This window comes from Streptomyces sp. NPDC006259 (genome assembly GCF_042870975.1).
In the GTDB taxonomy this organism is placed as follows: domain Bacteria; phylum Actinomycetota; class Actinomycetes; order Streptomycetales; family Streptomycetaceae; genus Streptomyces.
Map to the genome: position 1 here is coordinate 1,075,658 of NZ_JBIAHY010000003.1, position 21,166 is coordinate 1,096,823.

The following is a 21,166-nucleotide window of genomic DNA, read 5'->3' on the forward strand; positions in this document are numbered from 1 at the left end:
GGGCTGATGGCCGTGAACGTCTACGCGTCCGCCACCGAGGACGACCAAGGGCCCTGGACCTCCGGTTCCGTCACCATCGACTGTCCGGACGTGGGCAGTCGGCTGACGTCGGTCCCGGACGGCGCGGGCCAGGAGGTCGACCGCGAACTCGCCCTGCTGGACCAGCAGATAGCCGCCGCCTACCGGCAACTCCAGGATTCGGCCCAGGCCGTCCGCGACGACGCGGGCTTCGCCGACAACGCGGTGATGAACCCGTTGAAGGAGAAGCGCGCCGCGACCATCGACCGCATCGGGATCGCCATCGACCGCGTGGGCGACCGGCCCGAGGGCCTCTCCGACCTGGCCGCCTGCACCCTGCGCACCGCCGACGACAACGCGGGCGAGGAAGCCGGGGACGACGGCGGCGAAGGCCAGAACCAGGACGGCGGTCAGAACCAGGACGGCGGTCAGCAGGGCAACGGTGGCGAAGGCGACGGTCAGCAGGACGGCGGAGGCAACGGCGGGCAGGCCGGCAACGGCCCCGTGGCCGCCGACTTCGCCGACATCACGTCCGTGCAGCCCGCCCGACAGGCCCCCGACCTCGGTGCCGGCCCCTCCAGGGGCACCTTCGCGACCAGCTGCGGTGTCAACGCCAACGGCCTGTTCAACTCCGACAACGTGATCGTCGCGCCGGGTGTCACCAACGGCGCCCACCACTTCCACGACTACGTGGGCAACCAGGCCAACGACGCCTTCGCCTCGGACGACGACCTCGCCGGCGGCGAGACCAGCTGCGTCGACCAGGGCGACAAGTCCTCGTACTTCTGGCCCGTGCTGCGGCTGCAGAACGGCGCCCAGGAGCAGGACGCCCAGGCTCCCGGCGGCGGCGTCGAGGGCAACGCGGGCGAGATCGTCAGGCCCAAGGAGGTCACCATGACCTTCGTGGGCAACCCGCGCTCCCAGGTGGCGGCCATGCCCCGGCTGCTGCGCATCATCACCGGCGACGCCAAGGCCTTCGTCAACGGCACCGCCAACGCCAACGCCTCCTGGAGCTGCACCGGCTTCGAGGACCGGCAGCTGAAGGACAAGTACCCGGTCTGCCCGAGCGGCAGCGACGTCGTGCGCACCTTCCGCTTCCAGAGCTGCTGGGACGGCAACAACATCGACAGCGCCAACCACCGCACCCACGTGGCGTTCGCGGCGGCCGACGGCGGTTGCCCGGCCGGCTTCCGGGCCATCCCGCAACTGGTGCAGCGCATCGTCTACGACGTCGACGCGCCGAGCCTCCAGGACGGCGGCCGTACGACCCCCCTGTTCGCGGTGGACTCCTTCCCCGAGCAGCTGCACAAGCCGGTCACGGACCACGGCGACTTCATCAACGTCTTCGACGAGGACCTGATGAACGAGATGGTCGACTGCATCAACCAGGGCCGCACCTGCGGCGCCGGCGGTGACAACGCCGGCGGTGACAACGCCGGTGGCGACAACGGCGGTGGCGACAACGGCGGTGGCGACAACGCCGGCGGCGACAACGCCGGCGGCGACCAGGGCGGCCAGGACCAGGGCGGCCAGGACCAGGGCGGCCAGGACCAGCCCGGCCAGGACCAGCCCGGCCAGGGCGACGGCCAGCAGCCCCCCGCCCAGAACTCCGAGGAGCCCCAGGCCGAGCCCGCCGCGGGCGACGCCGGTTCCGCCGACGTCCCCCGCACCGCCGAGCCCCGCGTCTACACGAAGCCGACCGCCAAGTCGACCGAGCCCGCGACGGCGGCCCCCGCCCAGGACACCGACGCGAAGGGCGAGATCGGTGCCCCCGCGACGGCCCCGGACAGGACCCCGGACCGCAGCCCGGCCCCGGACCGGAGCCCGGTCGCCGCGGACACCGGCGACATCCCGTCCGCCGTCCCCGCGCCGCAGGCGCAGGGAGGCCTGGCGGAGACGGGTGCCAGCCTGTGGCCGGCCGCCGCGGGCGCGCTGCTGTTGATCGGCGGCTTCGTCGTCCTGCGCCGTTCCGCGAAGCGCCCGTACTGAGTTCCGTCGCGGCGACCGCCGCGCACGGGCACGAACGGGTGCTCCCCGACGCGAGAGACCGCCCCGCCGCCGGGCCGCACGGTATATGTCGCTCGGAGCGACCGCACAGGTCGCTCCGGGCGGCGCCGGCCCCGGACCGGCGGGGCGGCCGCGTGACGAGGGGAGCCTCATGCAGCACACGCACGCCGGCACAGGCGCGCACAGCGACCCGGAGTACTACGACCTCGGCAGCCACCGCCGTACGGTCACCACGTCCTCCGCCGAGGCCCAGCGCTGGTTCGACCGCGGCCTCGTCTGGTCGTACGCCTTCCACCACGAGGAGGCGGTCGCCTGCTTCGAGGCCGCCGTCCGGGCCGACCCGGACTGCGCGATGGCCCACTGGGGGATCGCCTACGCGCTGGGCCCCAACTACAACAAGCCCTGGGAGTTCTTCGACGACCGGGACCTGGCACGGACCGTGGAGCGCACCCACGAGGCCGTGGAACGCGCGCACCGGAAGGCCGCGCACGCCACCCCCGTCGAACGCGCCCTGATCGGCGCGCTGCGCGCCCGCTACCCGCAGGACCGGCCCGCCCAGGACTGCTCGGTGTGGAACCGGCCCTACGCCGACGCCATGGCCGCCGTCCACGCCCTCGCCTCCGACGACCTCGACGTGGCCGCCCTGTACGCCGACGCCCTGCTGAACCTGACGCCCTGGCGGCTGTGGGACCCGCGCACGGGGCTACCCGCCGAGGGCGCCCGCACGCGTGAGGCGGGCGCCGTGCTCGACGCGGCGCTCGCCACCGAGGCCGGGTCCCGCCACCCGGGCGTCCTGCACTTCTCCATCCACCTGATGGAGATGTCCCCGACCCCGGAGAGGGCCCTGCCCGCCGCCGACCGGCTGCGCGACCTCGTGCCCGACGCCGGACACCTCCAGCACATGCCCTCGCATCTGGAGGTGCTGTGCGGCGGCTACCGCGCGGTGGTGTCGGACAACACCAGGGCGATCGCCGCCGACGAGAAGTACGCGGCCCGGGCCGGGGCGATGAACTTCTACACCCTCTATCGCGCCCACAACCACCACTTCAGGATCTACGGCGCGATGTTCCTCGGGCGGTCGCAGGTCGCCCTGGAGGCCGCCGCCCGGCTGGAGGAGTGCCTGCCGGAGGAACTGCTGAGGGTGGAGAGCCCGCCCATGGCGGACTGGCTGGAGGCGTTCCTCGCGATGCGGGTCCACGTCCTGATCCGCTTCGGCCGCTGGGCCGAGATCCTGGCGCTCCCGGAACCCGCCGACCCGCGGCTGTACTGCATGACGACCGCCATGCGGCACTACGCCCGCGGCGTCGCCCTCTCGGCGACCGGCCGCGTCCCGGAGGCGGAGGCGGAGCGCGCGCTGTTCGGGGAGGCCGCCGCCCGGGTCCCCGCGACGCGCATGCTGTTCAACAACACGTGCACCGACATCCTCGCCATCGCCGCCACCATGCTCGACGGCGAACTGGAGTACCGAAAGGGCCGGTACGAGGCCGCCTTCGCCGCCCTGGAACGGTCGATCGAACTGGACGACAACCTGCCCTACGACGAGCCCTGGGGCTGGATGCAGCCCACCCGGCACGCCTACGGCGCCCTGCTGCTCGAACAGGGCCGGATCGCGGAGGCGGAGGCGGTCTACCGTGCCGACCTGGGTCTCGACGACTCCCTGCCGCGGCCGTCGCAGCACCCCGGCAACGTCTGGTCCCTGCACGGGCTGCACGAATGTCTCGTCCGGCTCGGCAAGGACGGCGAGGCGCGCATCGTGGCCCAGCAGCTGAAGTTCGCGGACGCCCTGACGGACGTACCCGTCGAGGCGTCCTGTTTCTGCCGCCTCGACACCACGACCGGGGCCCCCGGCGCGAGTGGCTGCTGCGGCATGGACAATTGAACGACCGCCCGCCCGCCCGGGATGCCGAGCCGCCCCGCCGTCCCCACGATGGACGCAGGAGGGTCGAAGGCCCGGGCGCGGCCATCCGGTGAGCGGACGGGAGAGCGATGGCACAGGCCACGCCGGACAGGGGGACCTCGGACATGGCGGGCGCAGCGTGAACGAGACGCACACGAAGAGGACGGCGGCCACGGGCCGCGCGTCCGGTGGGACCGGGCAGGCCCGCGGGTGGGCGCGGCTCGCGCTGGCGCTGGTCGCCGGCTGTGTGGCCGTGGTCGTATCGGGCTTCGACTCCGGCGGCTGGCTGATCCTGCTCACCGGGTTCGCCGGGCTGGCGCTGGCCGGGGCGGGCGTCTGGTGGATGCTGGCGCACCGCGGCGGTGCCCGGCTGCTGGGCGGTCTGCTGGCGGTGGCCGCGCCGGTGGGCGTGCTGGTGCTGTACGCGGCGTCCGGGCTGTGGGTCGTGGCTGTCGGCGCGCTCGCCCTGTGGGCGGCGGCCCTCGCCTCGGCCCGCTCCGCGCTGCGCCGCCCGCGCGGGATGCACACCCGCAAGGCCCCGCCCCCGAAGCGGCCGGTGCTGCTGATGAACGTGCGCTCGGGCGGTGGCAAGGTCGAGCGGTTCGACCTGGTCAAGCGGGCCGAGGCGCTGGGCGCCCGCGTGATCGTGCTGGGCCCGGACGACTACCCCGACCCGGTGCGGGTGGCCCGGCAGGCCGTGGCCGACGGCGCCGACCTGCTGGGCGTCGCGGGCGGCGACGGCACCCAGGCGCTGGTGGCGGCCGTGGCCGCCGACCACGGGCTGCCCTTCGTGGTCATCGCCGCGGGCACCCGCAACCACTTCGCGATGGACCTGGGCCTGGACCGCGCCGACCCCCTGCACAGCCTCGACGCTCTCACCGATGGTGTGGAACTCCGCGTCGACCTCGGCGACGTGGGCGGCCGGCCCTTCGTGAACACCGTGTCCTTCGGGGCGTACGCGGAGATAGTGCAGAGCCCGGAGTACCGCGACGCCAAGGCCGCCACCGTCCTGGAGCATCTGCCCGACCTGCTCGCGGGTGAGGCCGGCACCACCCTCGACGTCCATGCCGACGACACCCACCTGCACGCCCCGCAGGCCCTGCTGGTCAGCAACAACCCCTACGCCCGCGCCGATCCGCTCGGTGGCGGCCGCCGCCCCCGCCTGGACACCGGGCAGCTCGGCGTGATCGGCGTCCGGGTGGAGGGGCCGGGGCAGGCCGCCGAGCTGGTCCTGCTCGGCGAACGCGCCAGCGGCATCACCTCGGTGACGTCCCGCCGGGTCACCGTGGAGGCGTCCGAGGGACACATTCCGGTGGCCGTCGACGGCGAGGCGCTCGACCTGCCCGTGCCGGTCGTGTGCACGCTGCGGCCCCGTGCCCTGCGGGTCCGGGTCCCCCGCCACCGTCCCGGCGCCGCCTACGCGCCCCCGACCGTCGACTGGCGGCGCATCGTCGCGCTGGCAATCGGCCGCAACGACACCCGCACGACCCAGGAGACGCCAGATGTCTGACCGCCGAACCGAGCCGCGCGTCCGCATGCCGCACCTGGTGCGCGACCTCGTCACCCTCGACCAGGCCCTCTACGAGGCCGTCACCGTCACCAGGACGCCCACCCTGGACACCGCCCTGCGCCGGCTGTCCGCTGCGGCGGACCACTCCAAGCTGTCCTTCGCGGTCGCCGGCGCCCTCGCGCTGAGCGGCGGCCGGCCCAGGCGCGCCGCCGCCCTGGGCGTCGCGGCCGTCGGGGTGGCCTCGGCGAGCGCCAACCTGCTGGGCAAGCGCCTGGTCCGCCGTCCTCGTCCGCATCGCGCCGTCGACTCGCCGTTCCCCGGCCGGCACGTGCCGATGCCCGACTCCGCGTCCTTCCCCTCCGGGCACACCGCGTCGGCCGTGGCGTTCGCGGCCGCCGTCGGTCCGGCGTTCCCGGTCGCCGCCGTTCCGCTGGGCCTGCTCGCCTGCGCGGTGGGGTATTCGCGCGTCCACACCGGAGTGCACTACCCGGGGGACGTGGTGGCGGGCGCGCTCCTCGGGACCGCGTCGGCGGCCCTGGTGCTGGCCGCGGCGGCCCGCCTGCCGACCGCGAACCGACGGCCGGGCGCGAACTGACGGCGGGACGCGCACTGACGGCCGGGCGCGGACCGACGGCCGGGCGCGGACCGCGCTACTCCCGCCCGCAGTACAGGAAGACGTGCGGCTCGGGTACGGCCTCGGGGTGGTCGGGGGTGAACAGGACGCTCTCCTCGGCCAGCACCGTCAGGCCGGCCCCCGCCACCGTCCCGACGAGATCGTCGCGGGCGAAACTGGTGACCCGCACCGGCTGCCCCATGAACACCGCGTCCACGCCCTCCACGTCCAGCGGCACCGTGGCGAGGACGAGGCTGCCGCCCGCCGGCAGGGCCCGCGCCAGCCGGCCGACCAGCGCGGTCTGCTCGGCGCGGTCCATCTGGAGCAGCGAGAAGTACACGCACACCGCGTGGAACGAGCCATTCTCCAGCGGCAGTTCGCGCACGTCCACGCACCGGAACGTCGCCTCGGGGACCTGTCGGGCGGCGAGCGCGACCATGACGGGGGAGACGTCGACACCCAGCACTTCGTGCCCGGCCCTGGCCAGGGTCTCGGCCGTCGGGCGGCCCGTCCCGCTGCCGACGTCCAGCACGCGGCTGCCCGGCGCGAGCCGCCCGAGCAGCCACTCCAGTGACCGGTGATGCGCCTCGGAGTGCGCGAACGCCTTCTCGTACCCGGACCCCAGCGCGTCGAACACCGCCGCCGCCCGCCGCTTCTCGTCCTCGCCGCTCACGTCGGCCTCCCGGGGTGATGGGCAGGCCCCGCGGCCGCGCGGGCCTGACGGCGCACCAGTGTAGGGCCGGGGCGGGTGCGCGGTGGTCCGGTTTCCGCAAGCGGCCGGAAGCCGAGTTTCCACTACCGTCAGTAACATGGTCCACTCTCCTTCAGAGGTGGGGCTACTGACCAGTAGGTGAGGCCCCGCGACCGTCGTTCCCTTCGGAGGACCCCCGATGACCTCGCCCGAGGAAGCCCTGCAACAGGCCCGTGCCACCTACGAGGAGCACGCCCGCACCTGTCGGCAGTGCCACTTCGACGCCGTGCCGTGCGCGGTCTCGAAGCACCTTCTGCGCGCCTACAACAACGCCCGTCGGGGGCAGATGCGGGCGAACTCAGGCGTGCGTTGAGCGATTTTCGTCACACCGGGTGACGGTGGGGGAGCGGTCAGGCCGGTCGGACCGCTCCGCGCAGCGCGCCCTCACCGACGGCGTGGACCGACTCCTCACGGATGGCCGCGCCGGGCCCCGGAGCGTGGATCATCATGCCGTCGCCCGTGCACAGACCGGTGTGGCTCAGGTCGTCGAAGAAGAAGACCAGGTCGCCCGGGCGCAGATCGTCCAGGGCGACGCGGGTGAAGGCCCGCGCCTGGTCGAGTGCCGTCCGCGGCAGCGTCACCCCCGCGGCCCGCCAGGCGGCCTGGGTGAGGCTGGAGCAGTCGTACGACTCCGGCCCCGTGGCGCCCGTCACGCACGGCCGTCCGATCTGGGCGCGGGCGAAGGCGAGGGCCTTGTCCGCCTTGCCGAGGTAACCGGTGCCGGTCGCGTGGGCGGTGACGCCCAGGGGGGACGGAGCGGGGGCCGGGACCGCGACCGAGGCGGTGGGAAGCGTGAACTGGGGCAGATCGAGGCCCAGTTCCGTAGCGGGGAGTGTCAACTCGGCGACCGAGAAGGCCGGTTCCGGGCTGGGGAGCGTGGCGTGGACCGGCTGGGGGGTGGCGACCGGGGCCGCGTACTCCGGCGCGGGCGGCGCCAGCAGGTCGCCGTAGCTGGCCGCCAGCAGGCCCGTCTCGGGCTCCGGAAAGGCGTTCGGGCGCACCGCGAGCGGAGGTTGGGGCACGGCGAACCCGGACGTGGGGACGGGGAAGTCGTACGAGGGGACGCCGACGTCGGATGTGGGGACGGGGAAGTCGTACGACGGGACGCCGACGTCCGGCGTGGGGACGGGGAAGCCGTACGGGGAGGTGTCGAGGTTCGGCGTCGGCATGGGCTGCCCTGAGTCGGCCCTGGGGTGGATGACGCTGTGCGGGCCGGTCTCCGTGAAGGCGGTGTCGCCGGCGCCGGTCCGCTGTCCCGCCCACGTGTCCGTCTCCGGGCGGTAGATCTCCTGCTGCCCGGTGTCCCCCAGTTGCTGGACCTCGGCCGGCCGCGGACCGCTCGAGGGCAGCGACGGCACCGGCTGCGGGGCGGCGCGGGCCAGCACCTCGCGGGCGATGGCGAGCTTGCGCCCGATCTTCTCCTTGCCGCTGCGCAGGGACGCCTGCGGAGCGGCAAGGGCGGGGGAGGGTGTGGCGGCCGGAGCGGGCGGCAGCGCCCCGGGCGTCCGGCCCGGTGCCTCGGGCGCCGCCGGCAGCGCGGCCAGGGGCTGCCGTCCGGTCAGCTCCGGTCTGCGCCGGGCACCCGACTCCAGTTCACGCCGGCCGCCCGCCTCCAGCTCCCGTACGGCTCCGCCGCCGGACGGCTCGGGCGTGTTCCGCGGACGCGGCGCCGCCCGGTCGGGGAGGCGGTCGGCGGGCAGGGTGGCAGGGGTGGTCGGTCCGAGGCGGCTGCGCGCCATGTCGAACCACTGCCGGGTCACGGCCTCCAGCGAAGGATCTGCGGCCGCCCGCCCGCTGTTGGCGACGGAGGTGACGGTCCGGCGGCCGCCGCCCGACCGAGCCCGGGTGGCGTTGAAGGTACCGGTGTCGGTCTCGGCCCGGTCGTACAGGGCGCTGACCCGCTGCTGGATCTCCGCACGGCTCGGGGTGCCGGCGTCCTCGATGCGTGCGGAACCTGTGCCCGTGGGCAGCGCGGTGCGATCCGTCGCCATGGAAGACGTACTCCTTCCGTGCTCCGCCGGCCGAGTGGGCGGGGGATCCGGGAGCGGTCCTCGGAGCAAGGTACTCCCAAGCTCGCCGCCTCGTCGGGCGGTTGGGCGTCTCACCCCGGGGACGGACGGTCCCGGCTCCGGCCGCGGCACTGTCACGGTCGGCGGAGGCCGCGCGGCCGGCGGGGTTCGCCGGAGTCGGTCGTGCGGCCTTGCGTCAACCTAGCCAACTTGTGTGGCTGGTGTGAAGATTGAAGCGTTAAATGTCCGATACGTAATCGTGACCTTGGTCTCTCTTCACCGGAACGGCGTTTGGATCGGTCCGAGTTGACCGATACGCCTGGCCCCGGTCGCGAGGCGCCGTCATGCCCCGCCGGTGTCCGGCTCGGGCAGGAGGGAGCGGTCCGCCTCGTCCTGGACGAGCAGCGACAACAGGGCCGCCACCGTCAGTCCGGCCTCGGCGGGGTGCCGCAGCACCTTGCCCGGCTCGATGCGGTAGGTGTTGCCGCGCCCCTCCCGGGTGTGGGACAGGTAGCCGTCCTCCTCCAGGTCCGCGATGATTTTCTGGACGGCGCGTTCGGTCAGCCGGCAGCGCGCGGCGATGTCGCGGATCCGGACCGTCTGGTTGTCCGCGATGACCGCCAGCACGCGGGCGTGGTTCGTCAGGAACGTCCATCCGGTGTGCGGTTCGGGCACCTCTGCCATGAGGCAATGATAAGGGCCCATCATTCGCGTATACAAATGCCGGAACTGAATTTCGTGTATCAGTTGACGTATGAGGGGTAACAGAGTGAGCCTGGGACGGTGAGCGGAGTGACCGGGGAGGCGGTCATGGCAGAGCCTGCGTACGACGCGGAGCGCGGCGCGGGGACGGGTGGCCTGCGGGCCGCGGCCGGCGGTGCGCCGCACGCCCGGCCGGCGCCCGAGATCGCCCTCCGTGCCGAGGGTGAGCGCGTGGCCGTGGAGGTCCGCGGAGAGCTGGACCTGGAGTCCGCCGAGCATCTCGAGCAGGCCCTGCGGGCCGCGCTGGCAGCGGCGGTCGGCGCCGTGGAGGTGGATCTCGGCGGTGTCGCCTTCTGCGACTGCTCCGCCCTGAACGTGCTGCTCGGACTGCGCGAACGGGGCGTGCGAGAGGGTAAGGCGGTGGTCATCCGTTCGGCCGCCCCCGCGGTCGAACGGCTCCTCGACCTGACCGGCACGGCCCCGCTGTTCGCCGACGCCGACCCCGATCCCCACCGCGACGGGGACGCCCCCGAGCCCGGCCCGCCGGAGAACTTCGGCGCCGAGCGGAACCTGCGCCTGGAGGTCGCCCAGCTGCGGCGGGCCATGCAGACCCGGCCGGTGATCGACCTCGCCCGCGGCATCCTCATGGCCTCCTTCGCCCTCACCGCACAGGAGGCGTGGCGCGTCCTGGTCGACGCCTCCCAGCACACCAACACCAAGCTGCACCACCTCGCCCGCGACCTCGTCGGCGCCGTGGAGGGAGACCCGCCGCCCGAGGCCGTCCGGGAGCAGATCGCCGCGGCCGTGGCCCGGGTCCGGTCCGGGTCCCCGGCGGGGGAGGGGCACGATCCCGTCGACGACTGATTCACGCGTCACGACCGTCGAATCGATCGTCGAGGCTTGCCACTCCCGTGCTTTCGGTCGTAGGTTCGGGTCATTCGCTCGTTCGGTCGAACCGGGGTGTGCCATGGACCGTGCCCGACTGCGTCACCTGCTGGCCCGCGAGAGCGCGGACGCCGAACGGCGCAACCCCCGCTCCCGGGCCGCCTACGACCGCGCCGACCACCTCTTCGGCCGCGTGCCGATGACCTGGATGAACAAGACGGCCGGCGCTTTCCCCCGCTACCTGGACTCTGCGCGCGGCGCCCGCGTCCGCGACCTCGACGGCCACGAGTACATCGACTTCTGCCTCGGGGACACCGGCGCCATGGCGGGCCACTCGCCGGCCGCCGTCGCCGACGCCGTGCAGCGGCGCTTCACCGCACTCGGCGGCGCGACCGCCATGCTGCCCACGGAGGACGCGGAATGGGTGGGCGCGGAACTGACCCGCCGCTTCGGACTCACCCGCTGGAGCTTCTCGCTCACCGCCACCGACGCCAACCGCTGGGCCATCCGCCTCGCCCGCGCGGTCACCGACCGCCCGAAGATCCTGGTCAACAGCTACTGCTACCACGGCAGCGTCGACGAGTCCCTCATCGTGACGGGCCCCGACGGCAACGACGGCCCCCGCCCCGGCAACGTAGGAGCGCCCTGCGACGTCACCCTCACCAGCCGGGTCGCCGAATTCAACGACCTGGACCACCTGGAGCGCGAACTCGCCCACGGTGACGTGGCCGCCGTCCTCATGGAACCCGCGCTCACCAACATCGGCATCGTGCTGCCCCGGCCCGGCTATCTCGACGGCGTACGCGCACTGACCCGCCGGCACGGCACGCTCCTCATCAACGACGAGACGCACACCTTCTCCGCCGGACCGGGCGGTTGCACCGCCGCATGGGGTCTGGAGCCCGACGTCCTGACCATCGGCAAGGCCATCGGCGGCGGCATCCCGGCGGGCGCCTACGGCCTGTCCGCCGATCTCGCCGACCGGCTCCTCGGCCGCGACGACCTCGACCTCGTCGACATGGGCGGCGTCGGAGGCACCCTCGCGGGCAACGCCCTGTCGGTCGCCGCCACCCGCGCCACCCTCGAACACGTCCTCACGGAGGACGCCTTCACGCACATGCACCGGCTGTCCGAGCGCTTCGAGGCCGGGGTCCGGGCCGGCATCGACGCCCACCACCTGCCCTGGTCCGTCAGCCGCCTCGGCGCCCGCACCGAGTACCGCTTCACCGCCCCCGCGCCCCGCACCGGCACCGAGGCCGCGGCGGCCGGCGACCCGGAGCTGGAGGACTTCCTGCACCTCTACCTCGCCAACCGGGGCATCCTGCTCACCCCGTTCCACAACATGGCCCTCATGTGCCCCGACACGACGGAGCAGGACGTGGACGCGCACACCGAGCTGTTCGCGTCCGCCCTGGCCGAACTGGCCGGCTGAACCCACCGACGGCACGACAGGAGGAGGACGCACCCGTGGACGACACCGACCGGGCCATCCTGCGCGAACTCCAGACCGACGGACGTATCGCCTACGCCGACCTCGGCCCCCGGGTCGGACTGTCCGCGTCCGCCGCCCGGCAGCGACTGCAACGCCTGCTGGACTCCCGCGCCGTCCAGGTCGTCGGCGTCACCGACCCGATGGCCATGGGCGGACAGGCCATGGCCCTCCTCGGCATCACCGCCGACGGCGACCCGCGTCCCGTCGCCGACGCGCTCGCCGGCCACCCCGAAGTCGTGTACTCCGTGCTCACCTCGGGCGGGTTCGACCTCTTCGCCGAGGTCGTCAGTCCCACCGCCAAGGATCTGCTCGACTTCGTCAACGACACGGTCCGGCAGCTCGAAGGCGTCGCCGCCGTCCAGTCGTTCCCCTACTTCGCCATCCACACCCACCGGTTCCTCTGGGACGTCGGCTGAGCCGGGGCGGCGTCCGCGCGACCCCGGCGGTCCGGTAGAACTGGCGCCATGCGCATCGACTACGCCCCCGACAGCCTGGGCGCCGGAGCCTTCTACCGGCTCCTCACCTCCGTCGTCGTACCCCGGCCCATCGCCTGGGTGTCGACCCTGGCGGCCGACGGCACGACGGCGAACCTCGCACCGCACTCCTTCTTCACCGTCGCCTGCACCGACCCGCCGATCGTCCAGTTCACCTCCGTGGGTCGCAAGGACTCCCTGCGCAACATCGAGGCCACCGGCGAGTTCGTCGTCAACCTCGCCCCCGAACCCCTCCTCGGGCAGATCAACGCCAGCGCGGTCGACTTCCCCGCCGAGGTGGACGAGTTCGACGCCGTCGGCATCGAACGAGAGCCCTCGCTGCGCGTCGGGCCGCCCCGCGTGGCCGCCTCGCCCGTGGCCCTCGAATGCCGGCTCCACTCCACCCTGGGCATCGGCAACTCGACCCTGGTCCTCGGCCAGGTCGTGCACGCCGCCGTGGACGAGGACGCCGTCGTCGACGGCCGGCCCGACATCCGCAGGCTGCGGCCACTGGCCCGGCTCGGCGGAAACGAGTGGAGCACCATCGGCGAGGTCGTCGACCGCGCCCGCATCCCCTACCGCGACTGGCCCAAGCCCTGACACCGAGCACGCCGGCCATCCGGTACGGCGATCCCGGCACGTGGGACGGAGGTGAGTGACCGGGGCGGGAACGGCTCAGCGACCGGTGCGGTGTGCCGTCAGGTCAGCGCACCCCGCCCGCGGCACGCCACTCGCGCGGCGAGACACCGTAGCCGTCCCGGAACACGCGGCTGAAGTGGGCCGGGTCGGCGAAGCCCCCGCGGTGCGCGACCGCCGCCACCGTCGGGCCGGCGGTGCCGCGGCGGCCCGGCTCGCGGCAGTTGTCAGCACCAGGCTCACCCGGTTCTCCTCTCCACCTGTGCGGTCGGCGGAGACCTCGGGTTCCGGCGTCGTGGAAGAAGCCGTGGCCGCGCGGGCGCGTCGCCGGTCGCGGTCGTCGGGGTGGGCGGCGACGCTGCGGCCCGGTTCGATTGCCGCACCCGGCCAAGCAGCGAGCCCCGAGGGTCTCCAGGCAGGAAGCAGGCAGAAACGGCGCACGCCCCGTCCCCGCGCCGGCGAGTGCGCTCACGGAACCAACCGGTGGGCGAGGGGCGTTGTCAGTGGTCGCCGGTAGCTTCGTTCCTGTCGCACCAGCTCCGGTGCGACAGCCCCCCTGTGCTGCGCCGACTCGGCGCGACCGGGCTTTGTGCTGCGAAGGAGTGGTGCGTTGTCGGACTGGGAGAAGTCGAGTACGGCCCGGGTGGTGCCGCCCGCGCGGCCCCGCAAACTGGCCAAGGTCCCCTTCGTCGAACTGGCCGACGGCCGCCTCCAGGGCGTGGTCTCCAGCGGCTCGGACATCGAGCGCGTGTACGTCTCGTCGGTGGCCGCCGGCACCTACGCGTTCACGTGCAGCACCAACAACAACCGCCCCTGCGGCGGCGCCCGCGGCTCGTTCTGCAACCACATCCGTGCCCTGATCACCGAGGCCGTCCTCCAGTACGGCGCCGAACGCGTCGCCCGCTGTCTGCGCGTCGAGCCGGCCGGCCCGGAGGCGACCGCCGCCGGCATCACCGACGCCATGACCGCCACCCGGCCCGCCCCGGCCGACGGCAAGACCGCGGCGGCCTCCGTCTTCAGCCGGTTCCTGCGGCACCTCGCCTACCTCGAACTCGCCCCCACCACGGCCCCGTTGCCCGAGATGCAGTGGTTCCCGCCGACCAGGACGGCGGACGCCGCCGGGGTGCCCGCGCACGCCGCCGAGCCGGTCGCGGAGGAGCGGCTCGCGAACCCGCTGACCGCTCCCGTCGAGGGGCTCGACGAGGCGCTGGCCGCCGTGGAGGCCTTCGACCGGGTCCTCGTCACGGGCCTGCTGCGCCCGCCGCCCGCCCGCGTCGCCGACCTGGCGGAGTTCGCCCGCGCCGTGGCCGGTTCGCCGCTGGCCGGCCGGACCGCGGAGGCCGTCGAGAAGGCCGCGGCGGGAGCCGCGGGCGAGGACCACCTCGTCGCCCTCGCAGCCGCCCGCACCGCCCTGCTGGGCGCCGCCCACTCCGCCCTGACGGCCCGCGCCGACGAGAGCACCGGCCGCACCCGCGGCACGGCGACGGCGGCGGCTCCCGAACAGCGAGAGGCCGTCAACCTGCTGCTGGCCGCCCGGAGCTGGCTCGCCGACCTCGCCCGCACCGGCTGGCGGGGCATCGAGCACGAACTCGTCGGTTCGGCCGCGCAGATCGTCTCCGCGATGCTGCCCGACCCGGCCCTGCGCCGACTGGCCACCCTGCTCGACGGCTTCGCCGCCGAACTCGCCGCCTCCTGCCCCGGAGCCGGTCAGGACCGCGTCCCGGCCCGCCGCTGGGGCGATCTGTGGGCGCGCGCCCTGCTGCTGACCCTCCCCGGCGCCGCCGAGTCCTCGCCGACCGTCCTCGTCACCGGCCGCCTGCTGCCCCTCGGCGTCGACCTGCACGAACACGCGACGGCCGCCCAGGCGCAGGTCCACGCCGTGTTCGAGCCCGCGGACGGGGGCGCGCCCCGGCTGGTGCGCGCGAGCGTCTCCGTGCCCAAACCGGACACCGTCGTCGCGGCCGGCGTCTGGCAGCTTCTGCGGCCGCATCTGGCGCTGCTCACGGCCCTCGGCGAAGGGCGGTCCATGCACCTCGCCGACATGCCCCTCACCGAGGAGGGCGACCTGATCTGGGACCAGGAGCGGGCTCGCGCGGGCGAACCTGCCGACGCCTTCGCCACCGCCCGCGTCGCCCTCCCGACCGCCGCCGCGTCGCCCACCGCGCCGCTGGACCGCCACCCCGCGCGCCTCGCGGAACCGGTGTTCCTGGAGGGCTACGCCGCCCGGCGGGACGGCGACTCCCCACTCACCTTCGACTTCCCCGGACACTCCCTCGCCGTGGACACCGACCGCGTCCCGGCCGCCGGTCCCCTCACTCCCGAGGCGGTGGCCGCCTCCGGCGCCTGCATCGGCCTGCTGCGCTGGGACGACGGCGCGTTCCACGTCCAGCCGCTCGCCGTCGAGACCACCGTGCGGAAGAAGGCCGTCGTTCTCCAGGCGGGCGCCTGGGCGGGCGGCACCACCGACAAGACCGGCGCCAGGGCGGAGAAGACCGCCACCGACGCCGTGACCGTCCTGCGGGAGCGGGCGGGAAGGCTGCTGCGCACATGACCGAGCCCGAGAACAGCGTCCAGCACACCACCGGGGCCGAGACCGGGGCCGAGCCCCACGACAACCGACGGCAGGTCCTCTACTGGCGCCTCCTGGCCCGCCTCTTCGACCCGGAGGAGCAGGCCGCGCTGGAGTCCGCGAGCCTCGCCGTCGTGGAGGACGTCGGCCTGCCGCCCGCGCTGCTCGACCCGGCGGCCTCCGTCGACTCCATCGTGCAGCGCCACCCGGAGCTGGCGGCCGAGTTCGACGGCCTGATGGTCCCGGAAGCCGAAGCCGAAGCCACGGCCGAACCCGAAGCCGAAGCCACGGCCGAACCCGAAGCCGAAGCCACGGCCGAAGCCGAAGCCACGGCCGAAGCCACGGCCGAACCCGAAGCAACAGCCAAGGCCGAGACCACAGCCAAGGTCGAAGCCGAAACCGAAGCCGAGCCCGACGCGGACGGCGGTGAACCGGACGCCGGTGCGGAGGACGCCCGTGACCGCCCGGCCGAGGTGCGGCGCGCCGCCCTCGTCTCCAAGGTGCTGCTCAACGTCTTCTCCACCGGCACCGGAGCCGTCAGCGCCGGTCAGCTGGCGCGCTGGCAGTCCGACGCCGGCTGGCTGGAGCGGGCGCTCGGCTGCTCGCCCGGCGACCTGCGCGGCGGCCGGGCAGGCGGCGGCCGGGGTGCCGGCCCGGCCGGCTCGGGTGGCCACGGCAGGACACCCGACCTCAGCCGGCTCATCCCGCTCATCGGACCCGAACTCGGCGCCCTCGAAGGCGACCTGGTCAAGCGGATGCACCTGCGCGAAGTGCTCGCCGATCCCGCGCTCGCCGCCCGGCTCACCCCGAGCATGTCACTGATCGAGCAACTGCTGCGGGACAAGAACAACCTCTCCGGAGTCGCCCTCGCCAACGCCAAGGCGCTGATCCGCCGGTTCGTCGACGAGGTCGCCGAAGTGCTGCGCACCCAGGTCGAGAAGGCCACGGTCGGCGCCATCGACCGGTCCGTCCCCCCGAAGCGGGTGTTCCGCAACCTCGACCTCGACCGCACCATCTGGAAGAACCTCACCAACTACAGCCCGGAGGAGGAGCGGCTCTACGTCGACCGCCTCTACTACCGGCACACCGCCCGCAGGACGACACCGCAGCGGCTCGTCGTCGTGGTGGACCAGTCGGGCTCGATGGTCGACTCCATGGTCAACTGCACCATCCTCGCCTCGATCTTCGCCGGGCTGCCCAAGGTGGACGTCCACCTCATCGCGTACGACACCCAGGCACTCGACCTCACCCCGTGGGTGCACGACCCCTTCGAGACCCTGCTGCGCACCAACCTCGGCGGGGGCACCGACGGCACCGTCGCCATGGCCCTCGCCCAGCCGAAGATCGCCGAACCGCGCAACACCGCCGTGGTGTGGATCTCCGACTTCTACGAGTGGCGCGGTGAACCCCTCTACGACAGCATGGCCGCCCTGCACCGCTCCGGGGTCAGGTTCATCCCCGTCGGCTCGGTGACCAGCTCCGGCCGCGGCAGCGTCAACCCCTGGTTCCGGGAACGCTTCAAGGACCTCGGCACACCGGTGCTCTCCGGCCACATCCGCAAGCTCGTGCACGAGCTGAAGACGTTCCTCACCTGAGACACCCGCCCCGCCCCGCTCTCCCACCTCTTCCTCGCCCTTCCGCAGAAAGGCCTGCCGATGTCCGACCTGTTGCGCGCCCCCGCCGAGATCAAGTACGCCGAGGAACTGGACTGGCTGGAGTCCGTCGACGACGGCCCCAAGCCGTTCTCCTGGCGGCTGTCGCCCAAGATGGTCCGGCTGTTCGTCCTCGGCTCCGAGCGCGCCGACGGCCTCGACCGCGAGGTGTCCCAGAAGTGGTTCGGCGACCGCGGCATCGTCGAGCGGGCCATCGTCACGCTCGCCTCCGACCGCGGGCTGCTGCTCATCGGCGACCCCGGCACCGGCAAGAGCTGGCTGGCCGAGCTGCTGGCCGCCGCGATCTGCCGCAACTCCACCCAGGTCGTGCAGGGCACGGCCGGCACCACCGAGGACCACATCAAGTACTCGTGGAACGTGTCCATGGTGATCGCCAAGGGCCAGTCCCGCGAGTCGATGATCCCCTCACCGGTCATGACGGCGATGGAGACCGGCACGATCGGCCGGTTCGAGGAACTCACCCGCTCCACCAGCGACGTCCAGGACGCCCTGATCTCCATCCTGTCCGAGAAGTACGTCTCGGTGCCCGAACTCGACAGCGACAACATCGTGTTCGCCAAGCCCGGGTTCTCCGTCATCGCCACCGCCAACAGCCGCGACCGGGGCGTCAACGACCTGTCCTCCGCCCTGAAGCGCCGCTTCAACTTCGTCCGCATCCCCGTCGTGACGAACAGGAACAGCGAGGCGGAGATCGTCCGCTTCCGCACCGAGGAACTGCTGCGCCGCCACCAGATCGAACTCGAGGTCCCGCCCACCCTGCTGGACGTGCTGCTCCAGAGCTTCGCCGACCTGCGTGCCTCCGCCGCCGCGGCGGCCAGTGACGACGAGAAGCTGGAGTCCGCGCTGTCCACGGCCGAGCAGATCGGCGTCCTGGAGGACGCCATCCTGCACAGCAACTTCTTCGGTGAGCGCACCCTGACCGCGCGCACCCTCGCCTCCTCCCTGGTCGGTTCCCTCGCCCGCCGCGAACCGGAGGACCTCGCCATCCTCAACAAGTACCTGCACGGCGTCGTCGAGCCGCGCGGCAAGGAGGAGGGGGGCTCCTGGCCGGAGTTCCTGGAGGGCGGCCGGGACGCGATCGCGACCCTGTCATGAGCGCCGTACCCGAGGGCACGTTCGGTGCCCTGCGCACCCAACTCCAGGACGCCGCCGCCGCGTTCGCCGACGGGCCCGGCGCCCTGGAGGGCATCCTGCGGGGCATCGTCGACGACGTCGAGCGCGCGGTGCGCGAGCCGCTGGAGATCTTCCCGGTCTGCCACCACTCCCCGGCCTCGGCGCTCGCCATGGCCCGCCGGCTCCGCGAGAAGCAGCCGAAGGTCGTCTACCTGGAGCTGTGCGAGGACATGGCCCCGCTCCTCGCCGAACTGCGCAACTGCCGCCTCCCGGTGGCCGTGCAGGCGTTCGCGACCGAGGTGGACGGCTTCCCGGCCGACTGGGCGCCGCTGTCCGTCGTCGCCCCGGTCACGGAGGCCTCCGCCGAGTACCAGGCGATCGCGTACGCCCTGGACACGCCGGGCGTCGACCTCGTCCTCGTCGACCGCTCCTCGGACCACGTCTTCCAGTGGGAGACCCCGCCGGCCGCCGACGCGGACCCGGACGCGCCGCCCGCCGACGCGGAGAGCGCCCTGCACGGCGACGCGGTCGGCGTCGAGATCGGCGACCTGCGCCCCCGTTTCGCCGAACTGGAGGAGCACCTGCTGCGACACGGCCGGGTGCGGCACTGGTCGGAGTGGTGGCACCAGTACGTCGAACTGCCGCTGGGCGACAGCGATCACGACGCCTACCGCCAGGTCATGCTGCTCATCGGCAGCCTCTTCCGGCGCCTGGCACCCGGCGATCGGCGCCGGGTGCGGATCGACGAGGACCGCGAGCGGTACATGTGGACGCGGATGCGCGAGCACCTCGCGGCCACCGGCACCGACCCCGCCGACTGCCTCTACGTCTGCGGCGCGTTCCACGCGGCCAGCCGTGTCGAGGAGTTCGGCGTCGAGGGCAGCGACACCTTCACCATCGGCCCGCCCACCGCGACCAGGTGGCGGCACGGGCTCATCCCGTCCAGCCACGCCGCGATCGAGGCCCAGTTCGGCCTCGCCGCCGGGTCGGTGTCCATCGCCGCCACGGAATGGGCGAAGAACCTGAAGCGGACCGGAGTGCGGCCCTACCGTCTGAAGGGACAGGCCGGCACCAGGCGGACCACCAGGGCGAGGAAGGCGGCCGTGCCCGCGCCGCCCGCCCCGCCGGCCGACCGGCTCACCGGGTTCCTCCAGCGGCCCCCCGCCCTGGACCCCCTCGACGAGGCCGAACTGCTCGGCTGGTCGGTGGAGATCGTGCGGGCCGCCCGGCGCAACGGCTACCTGGCCTCCACCGCCGACGCCATCGCCGTGTTCGAGACGTCGATCCTGCTGGCCGGCATGCGCGACCGGGTCCGCCCGACGCCGTACGACTTCCAGGACGCGGCCGTCACCTGCATCGAGAAGGAGGCCGTACCGGGGCGGCGCGACGTCGCCCGGCTCGTCGAGATCATGATGGGCGGCGACCGGGTCGGCCAGGTCGGCTACGACGCGCTGCCGCCCCTCGCCCGGGACGTCCACGACCGGCTCGCCCCGCTGAACCTCCGGCTCCAGCAGCGCGGTGTGCAGCGCGCCCTGCTGGACATCGCCGGCCGGCCCGAGCTGGAGCGCTGCTCCGACGTGCTGTGGATGCTGCGGCGGCTGCTCCCGCAGGGCGCCGCCCGGCCGATCATGGGCGAGCGGCGACTCGGCGAGCGCGCGATCCAGGAGTCCTGGGACCTGGCCCTCGGCACCCATCAGCGCGCCCTGATCGAGCTGGGCTACGAGGGCGTCAGCATCGAGCAGGTCCTGGAGCAGCGGCTGCGGCGCGCCGCGTACGGTCCGCAGGCCACGGCGGCGCAGGTCCTGGAGGCCGTCGAGGACGCCATCCTCCACCTGCGCAGCCGTCGCCTCGCCGACGAGCTGGGCACCCGCGCCCTGGAGGTCCTCGCGAGGGAGCGCGGCGTGGACGGCGCGCCCGAGGTGCTGCGCCGGGTGCGCCGCCTGCTGGCGTACTACCGCACCAGTGAGCCGGTCCTGCCGCAGTGGATCGAGTCCTTCGTCACGACCGGCTACGCGCACTACTGCACGCTGCTGCCGACGGCGTTCACCGACGAGGACGCCACCGACCGCCAGGTCGCGGCGACGCTGGGGTTCCTGTTCGGCATGGAGGGCCTCGCCCTCTCCCTCGGCTGCGACCGTACGCAACTGGAGCTGGCCCTCGCCCAGTCCCACCCGCGGGAGCCCTCCCGTACGGCACTGCTGTGGGCGGCGCAGACCCACCTGGGCACGCTGGACCGGTCGGAGCTGCGGGCCCGCTGCGACGAACTGCTCGGCAATCCCCTGGTGGTGCCCGCGTACCCGCGCTACCTCAGCGGGTTCGTCCACGCCCTGGAACCGGTGCCGGGGCTGGCCGACTTCGTCGTCGAGGCGGTGTCGAACGCCTTCGCGCGGCTTCCGGACCCGGTCCTGCTGCCCTGGCTGCCGACGCTCATCAGCAGCCTGCGAAGCGGTGGCGCGGAGCTGGCCCCGCTGCTGATCCGTGAGGCGGGCCGGGTCTTCCCGGCCCGGCTGGCGGAGCTGGACTCCTGGGTGCCGCCGTGGCGTGCCCCGCGCGAGTTCCCCGCCGTCGGGCCGGCCGCCGGTGCGGCCCGTGGCGCGGTCCTCCTCGCCGCACATCCGGCGACCTGTGACGCGCTGGCGGCCCTGCTGGGCTGCGAGGGCGCCTGGACGCGCCCCGAGGCGGACGCGCCGCGGGGCGCGGCGCTCCTCGCCGGCCATCCGGAGACCGCGACGGCACTGGAGGTGCTGCTGGCGGCCGGCTGACGCCGGACGGGCCGCCCCACCGCTGTCAGGTGCGGTGGAGCGGCCCGTCCGGCTCA

16 protein-coding genes and 1 pseudogene are annotated in these 21,166 nt (G+C 73.7%); 14 read left to right on the forward strand and 3 right to left on the reverse strand.

Features of this window, described 5'->3' with window-relative positions; all coding sequences use genetic code 11:
• Nucleotides 1-6: 6 nt before the first annotated feature.
• The 4 genes from ACFYO5_RS16075 (at nucleotide 7) to ACFYO5_RS16090 (ending at nucleotide 6,027) form a co-directional block, all read left to right on the forward strand.
• The gene (locus ACFYO5_RS16075) at nucleotides 7-2,007 is read left to right on the forward strand and encodes a DUF1996 domain-containing protein (protein WP_388709269.1); all 2,001 of its coding nucleotides are present in this window, start codon (nucleotides 7-9) and stop codon (nucleotides 2,005-2,007) included.
• Nucleotides 2,008-2,176: 169 nt separating this feature from the next.
• Nucleotides 2,177-3,904, forward strand: coding sequence for a hypothetical protein (locus ACFYO5_RS16080; RefSeq protein WP_388709029.1), 1,728 nt, complete (start codon nucleotides 2,177-2,179; stop codon nucleotides 3,902-3,904).
• Between the two features lie 157 nt (nucleotides 3,905-4,061).
• Nucleotides 4,062-5,432, forward strand: coding sequence for a diacylglycerol/lipid kinase family protein (locus tag ACFYO5_RS16085; protein ID WP_388709031.1), 1,371 nt, complete (start codon nucleotides 4,062-4,064; stop codon nucleotides 5,430-5,432).
• Nucleotides 5,425-6,027, forward strand: coding sequence for a phosphatase PAP2 family protein (locus tag ACFYO5_RS16090; protein WP_388709033.1), 603 nt, complete (start codon nucleotides 5,425-5,427; stop codon nucleotides 6,025-6,027). Before ACFYO5_RS16085 ends, ACFYO5_RS16090 begins: the two co-directional genes overlap by 8 nt.
• Nucleotides 6,028-6,082: 55 nt before the next feature.
• Here the strand turns inward: ACFYO5_RS16090 and ACFYO5_RS16095 are convergent, their stop codons facing one another.
• On the reverse strand, nucleotides 6,083-6,718 hold the full coding sequence (locus ACFYO5_RS16095) for a class I SAM-dependent methyltransferase (RefSeq protein ID WP_388709035.1): 636 nt from the start codon (nucleotides 6,716-6,718) through the stop codon (nucleotides 6,083-6,085).
• Between the two features lie 217 nt (nucleotides 6,719-6,935).
• Here ACFYO5_RS16095 and ACFYO5_RS16100 point away from each other — a divergent pair, with 217 nt between their 5' ends.
• The gene (locus ACFYO5_RS16100; protein WP_356567142.1) at nucleotides 6,936-7,109 is read left to right on the forward strand and encodes a hypothetical protein; all 174 of its coding nucleotides are present in this window, start codon (nucleotides 6,936-6,938) and stop codon (nucleotides 7,107-7,109) included.
• Between the two features lie 37 nt (nucleotides 7,110-7,146).
• Here ACFYO5_RS16100 and ACFYO5_RS16105 read toward each other — a convergent pair whose 3' ends face one another.
• A complete protein-coding gene (locus tag ACFYO5_RS16105) occupies nucleotides 7,147-8,787 on the reverse strand; it encodes an NlpC/P60 family protein (RefSeq protein ID WP_388709037.1) in 1,641 nt (546 codons plus the stop codon).
• A gap of 360 nt (nucleotides 8,788-9,147) precedes the next feature.
• Nucleotides 9,148-9,489, reverse strand: coding sequence for a helix-turn-helix transcriptional regulator (locus ACFYO5_RS16110; protein ID WP_388709039.1), 342 nt, complete (start codon nucleotides 9,487-9,489; stop codon nucleotides 9,148-9,150).
• A 126-nt stretch (nucleotides 9,490-9,615) separates the two neighbouring features.
• On the opposite strand from ACFYO5_RS16110, the gene ACFYO5_RS16115 reads away from it, so the two are divergent.
• The 9 genes and pseudogenes from ACFYO5_RS16115 (at nucleotide 9,616) to ACFYO5_RS16155 (ending at nucleotide 21,110) form a co-directional block, all read left to right on the forward strand.
• Complete coding sequence (locus tag ACFYO5_RS16115; protein ID WP_388709041.1) at nucleotides 9,616-10,371, forward strand: anti-sigma factor antagonist; 756 nt, start codon at nucleotides 9,616-9,618, stop codon at nucleotides 10,369-10,371.
• A gap of 103 nt (nucleotides 10,372-10,474) precedes the next feature.
• Nucleotides 10,475-11,824: a transaminase gene (locus ACFYO5_RS16120; protein WP_388709043.1), complete on the forward strand. Its 1,350-nt coding sequence runs from the start codon at nucleotides 10,475-10,477 to the stop codon at nucleotides 11,822-11,824.
• 35 nt (nucleotides 11,825-11,859) lie between these two features.
• Entirely contained in the window at nucleotides 11,860-12,300 is a 441-nt protein-coding gene (locus ACFYO5_RS16125; RefSeq protein WP_388709045.1) for an Lrp/AsnC family transcriptional regulator, read from the forward strand.
• A gap of 48 nt (nucleotides 12,301-12,348) precedes the next feature.
• Complete coding sequence (locus ACFYO5_RS16130) at nucleotides 12,349-12,957, forward strand: flavin reductase family protein (RefSeq protein WP_356567131.1); 609 nt, start codon at nucleotides 12,349-12,351, stop codon at nucleotides 12,955-12,957.
• A gap of 679 nt (nucleotides 12,958-13,636) precedes the next feature.
• Nucleotides 13,637-14,104 (forward strand): annotated as a pseudogene (locus ACFYO5_RS16135) (hypothetical protein); the annotation flags it as partial.
• A 12-nt stretch (nucleotides 14,105-14,116) separates the two neighbouring features.
• On the forward strand, nucleotides 14,117-15,544 hold the full coding sequence (locus ACFYO5_RS16140; protein WP_388709271.1) for a hypothetical protein: 1,428 nt from the start codon (nucleotides 14,117-14,119) through the stop codon (nucleotides 15,542-15,544).
• Nucleotides 15,541-17,157 (forward strand): VWA domain-containing protein, encoded by a 1,617-nt coding sequence (locus ACFYO5_RS16145; protein ID WP_388709047.1) that lies wholly within the window; start codon nucleotides 15,541-15,543, stop codon nucleotides 17,155-17,157. The genes ACFYO5_RS16140 and ACFYO5_RS16145 overlap by 4 nt, the downstream gene beginning before the upstream one ends.
• A 60-nt stretch (nucleotides 17,158-17,217) precedes the next feature.
• A complete protein-coding gene (locus ACFYO5_RS16150; protein ID WP_356567128.1) occupies nucleotides 17,218-18,330 on the forward strand; it encodes an AAA family ATPase in 1,113 nt (370 codons plus the stop codon).
• On the forward strand, nucleotides 18,327-21,110 hold the full coding sequence (locus ACFYO5_RS16155) for a hypothetical protein (protein WP_388709049.1): 2,784 nt from the start codon (nucleotides 18,327-18,329) through the stop codon (nucleotides 21,108-21,110). Before ACFYO5_RS16150 ends, ACFYO5_RS16155 begins: the two co-directional genes overlap by 4 nt.
• Nucleotides 21,111-21,166: the final 56 nt, after the last annotated feature.

Excerpts from the sequence above, each read along its gene's own strand:
- ACFYO5_RS16105 (WP_388709037.1), bottom strand. The coding sequence starts at position 8,787 with ATGGCGACGGATCGCACCGCGCTGCCCACGGGCACAGGTTCCGCACGC.
- ACFYO5_RS16130 (WP_356567131.1), top strand. The coding sequence starts at position 12,349 with ATGCGCATCGACTACGCCCCCGACAGCCTGGGCGCCGGAGCCTTCTAC.
- ACFYO5_RS16110 (WP_388709039.1), bottom strand. The coding sequence starts at position 9,489 with ATGGCAGAGGTGCCCGAACCGCACACCGGATGGACGTTCCTGACGAAC.
- ACFYO5_RS16075 (WP_388709269.1), top strand. The coding sequence starts at position 7 with ATGGCCGTGAACGTCTACGCGTCCGCCACCGAGGACGACCAAGGGCCC.
- ACFYO5_RS16145 (WP_388709047.1), top strand. The coding sequence starts at position 15,541 with ATGACCGAGCCCGAGAACAGCGTCCAGCACACCACCGGGGCCGAGACC.
- ACFYO5_RS16115 (WP_388709041.1), top strand. The coding sequence starts at position 9,616 with ATGGCAGAGCCTGCGTACGACGCGGAGCGCGGCGCGGGGACGGGTGGC.
- ACFYO5_RS16080 (WP_388709029.1), top strand. The coding sequence starts at position 2,177 with ATGCAGCACACGCACGCCGGCACAGGCGCGCACAGCGACCCGGAGTAC.
- ACFYO5_RS16120 (WP_388709043.1), top strand. The coding sequence starts at position 10,475 with ATGGACCGTGCCCGACTGCGTCACCTGCTGGCCCGCGAGAGCGCGGAC.
- ACFYO5_RS16090 (WP_388709033.1), top strand. The coding sequence starts at position 5,425 with ATGTCTGACCGCCGAACCGAGCCGCGCGTCCGCATGCCGCACCTGGTG.
- ACFYO5_RS16100 (WP_356567142.1), top strand. The coding sequence starts at position 6,936 with ATGACCTCGCCCGAGGAAGCCCTGCAACAGGCCCGTGCCACCTACGAG.
- ACFYO5_RS16150 (WP_356567128.1), top strand. The coding sequence starts at position 17,218 with ATGTCCGACCTGTTGCGCGCCCCCGCCGAGATCAAGTACGCCGAGGAA.
- ACFYO5_RS16155 (WP_388709049.1), top strand. The coding sequence starts at position 18,327 with ATGAGCGCCGTACCCGAGGGCACGTTCGGTGCCCTGCGCACCCAACTC.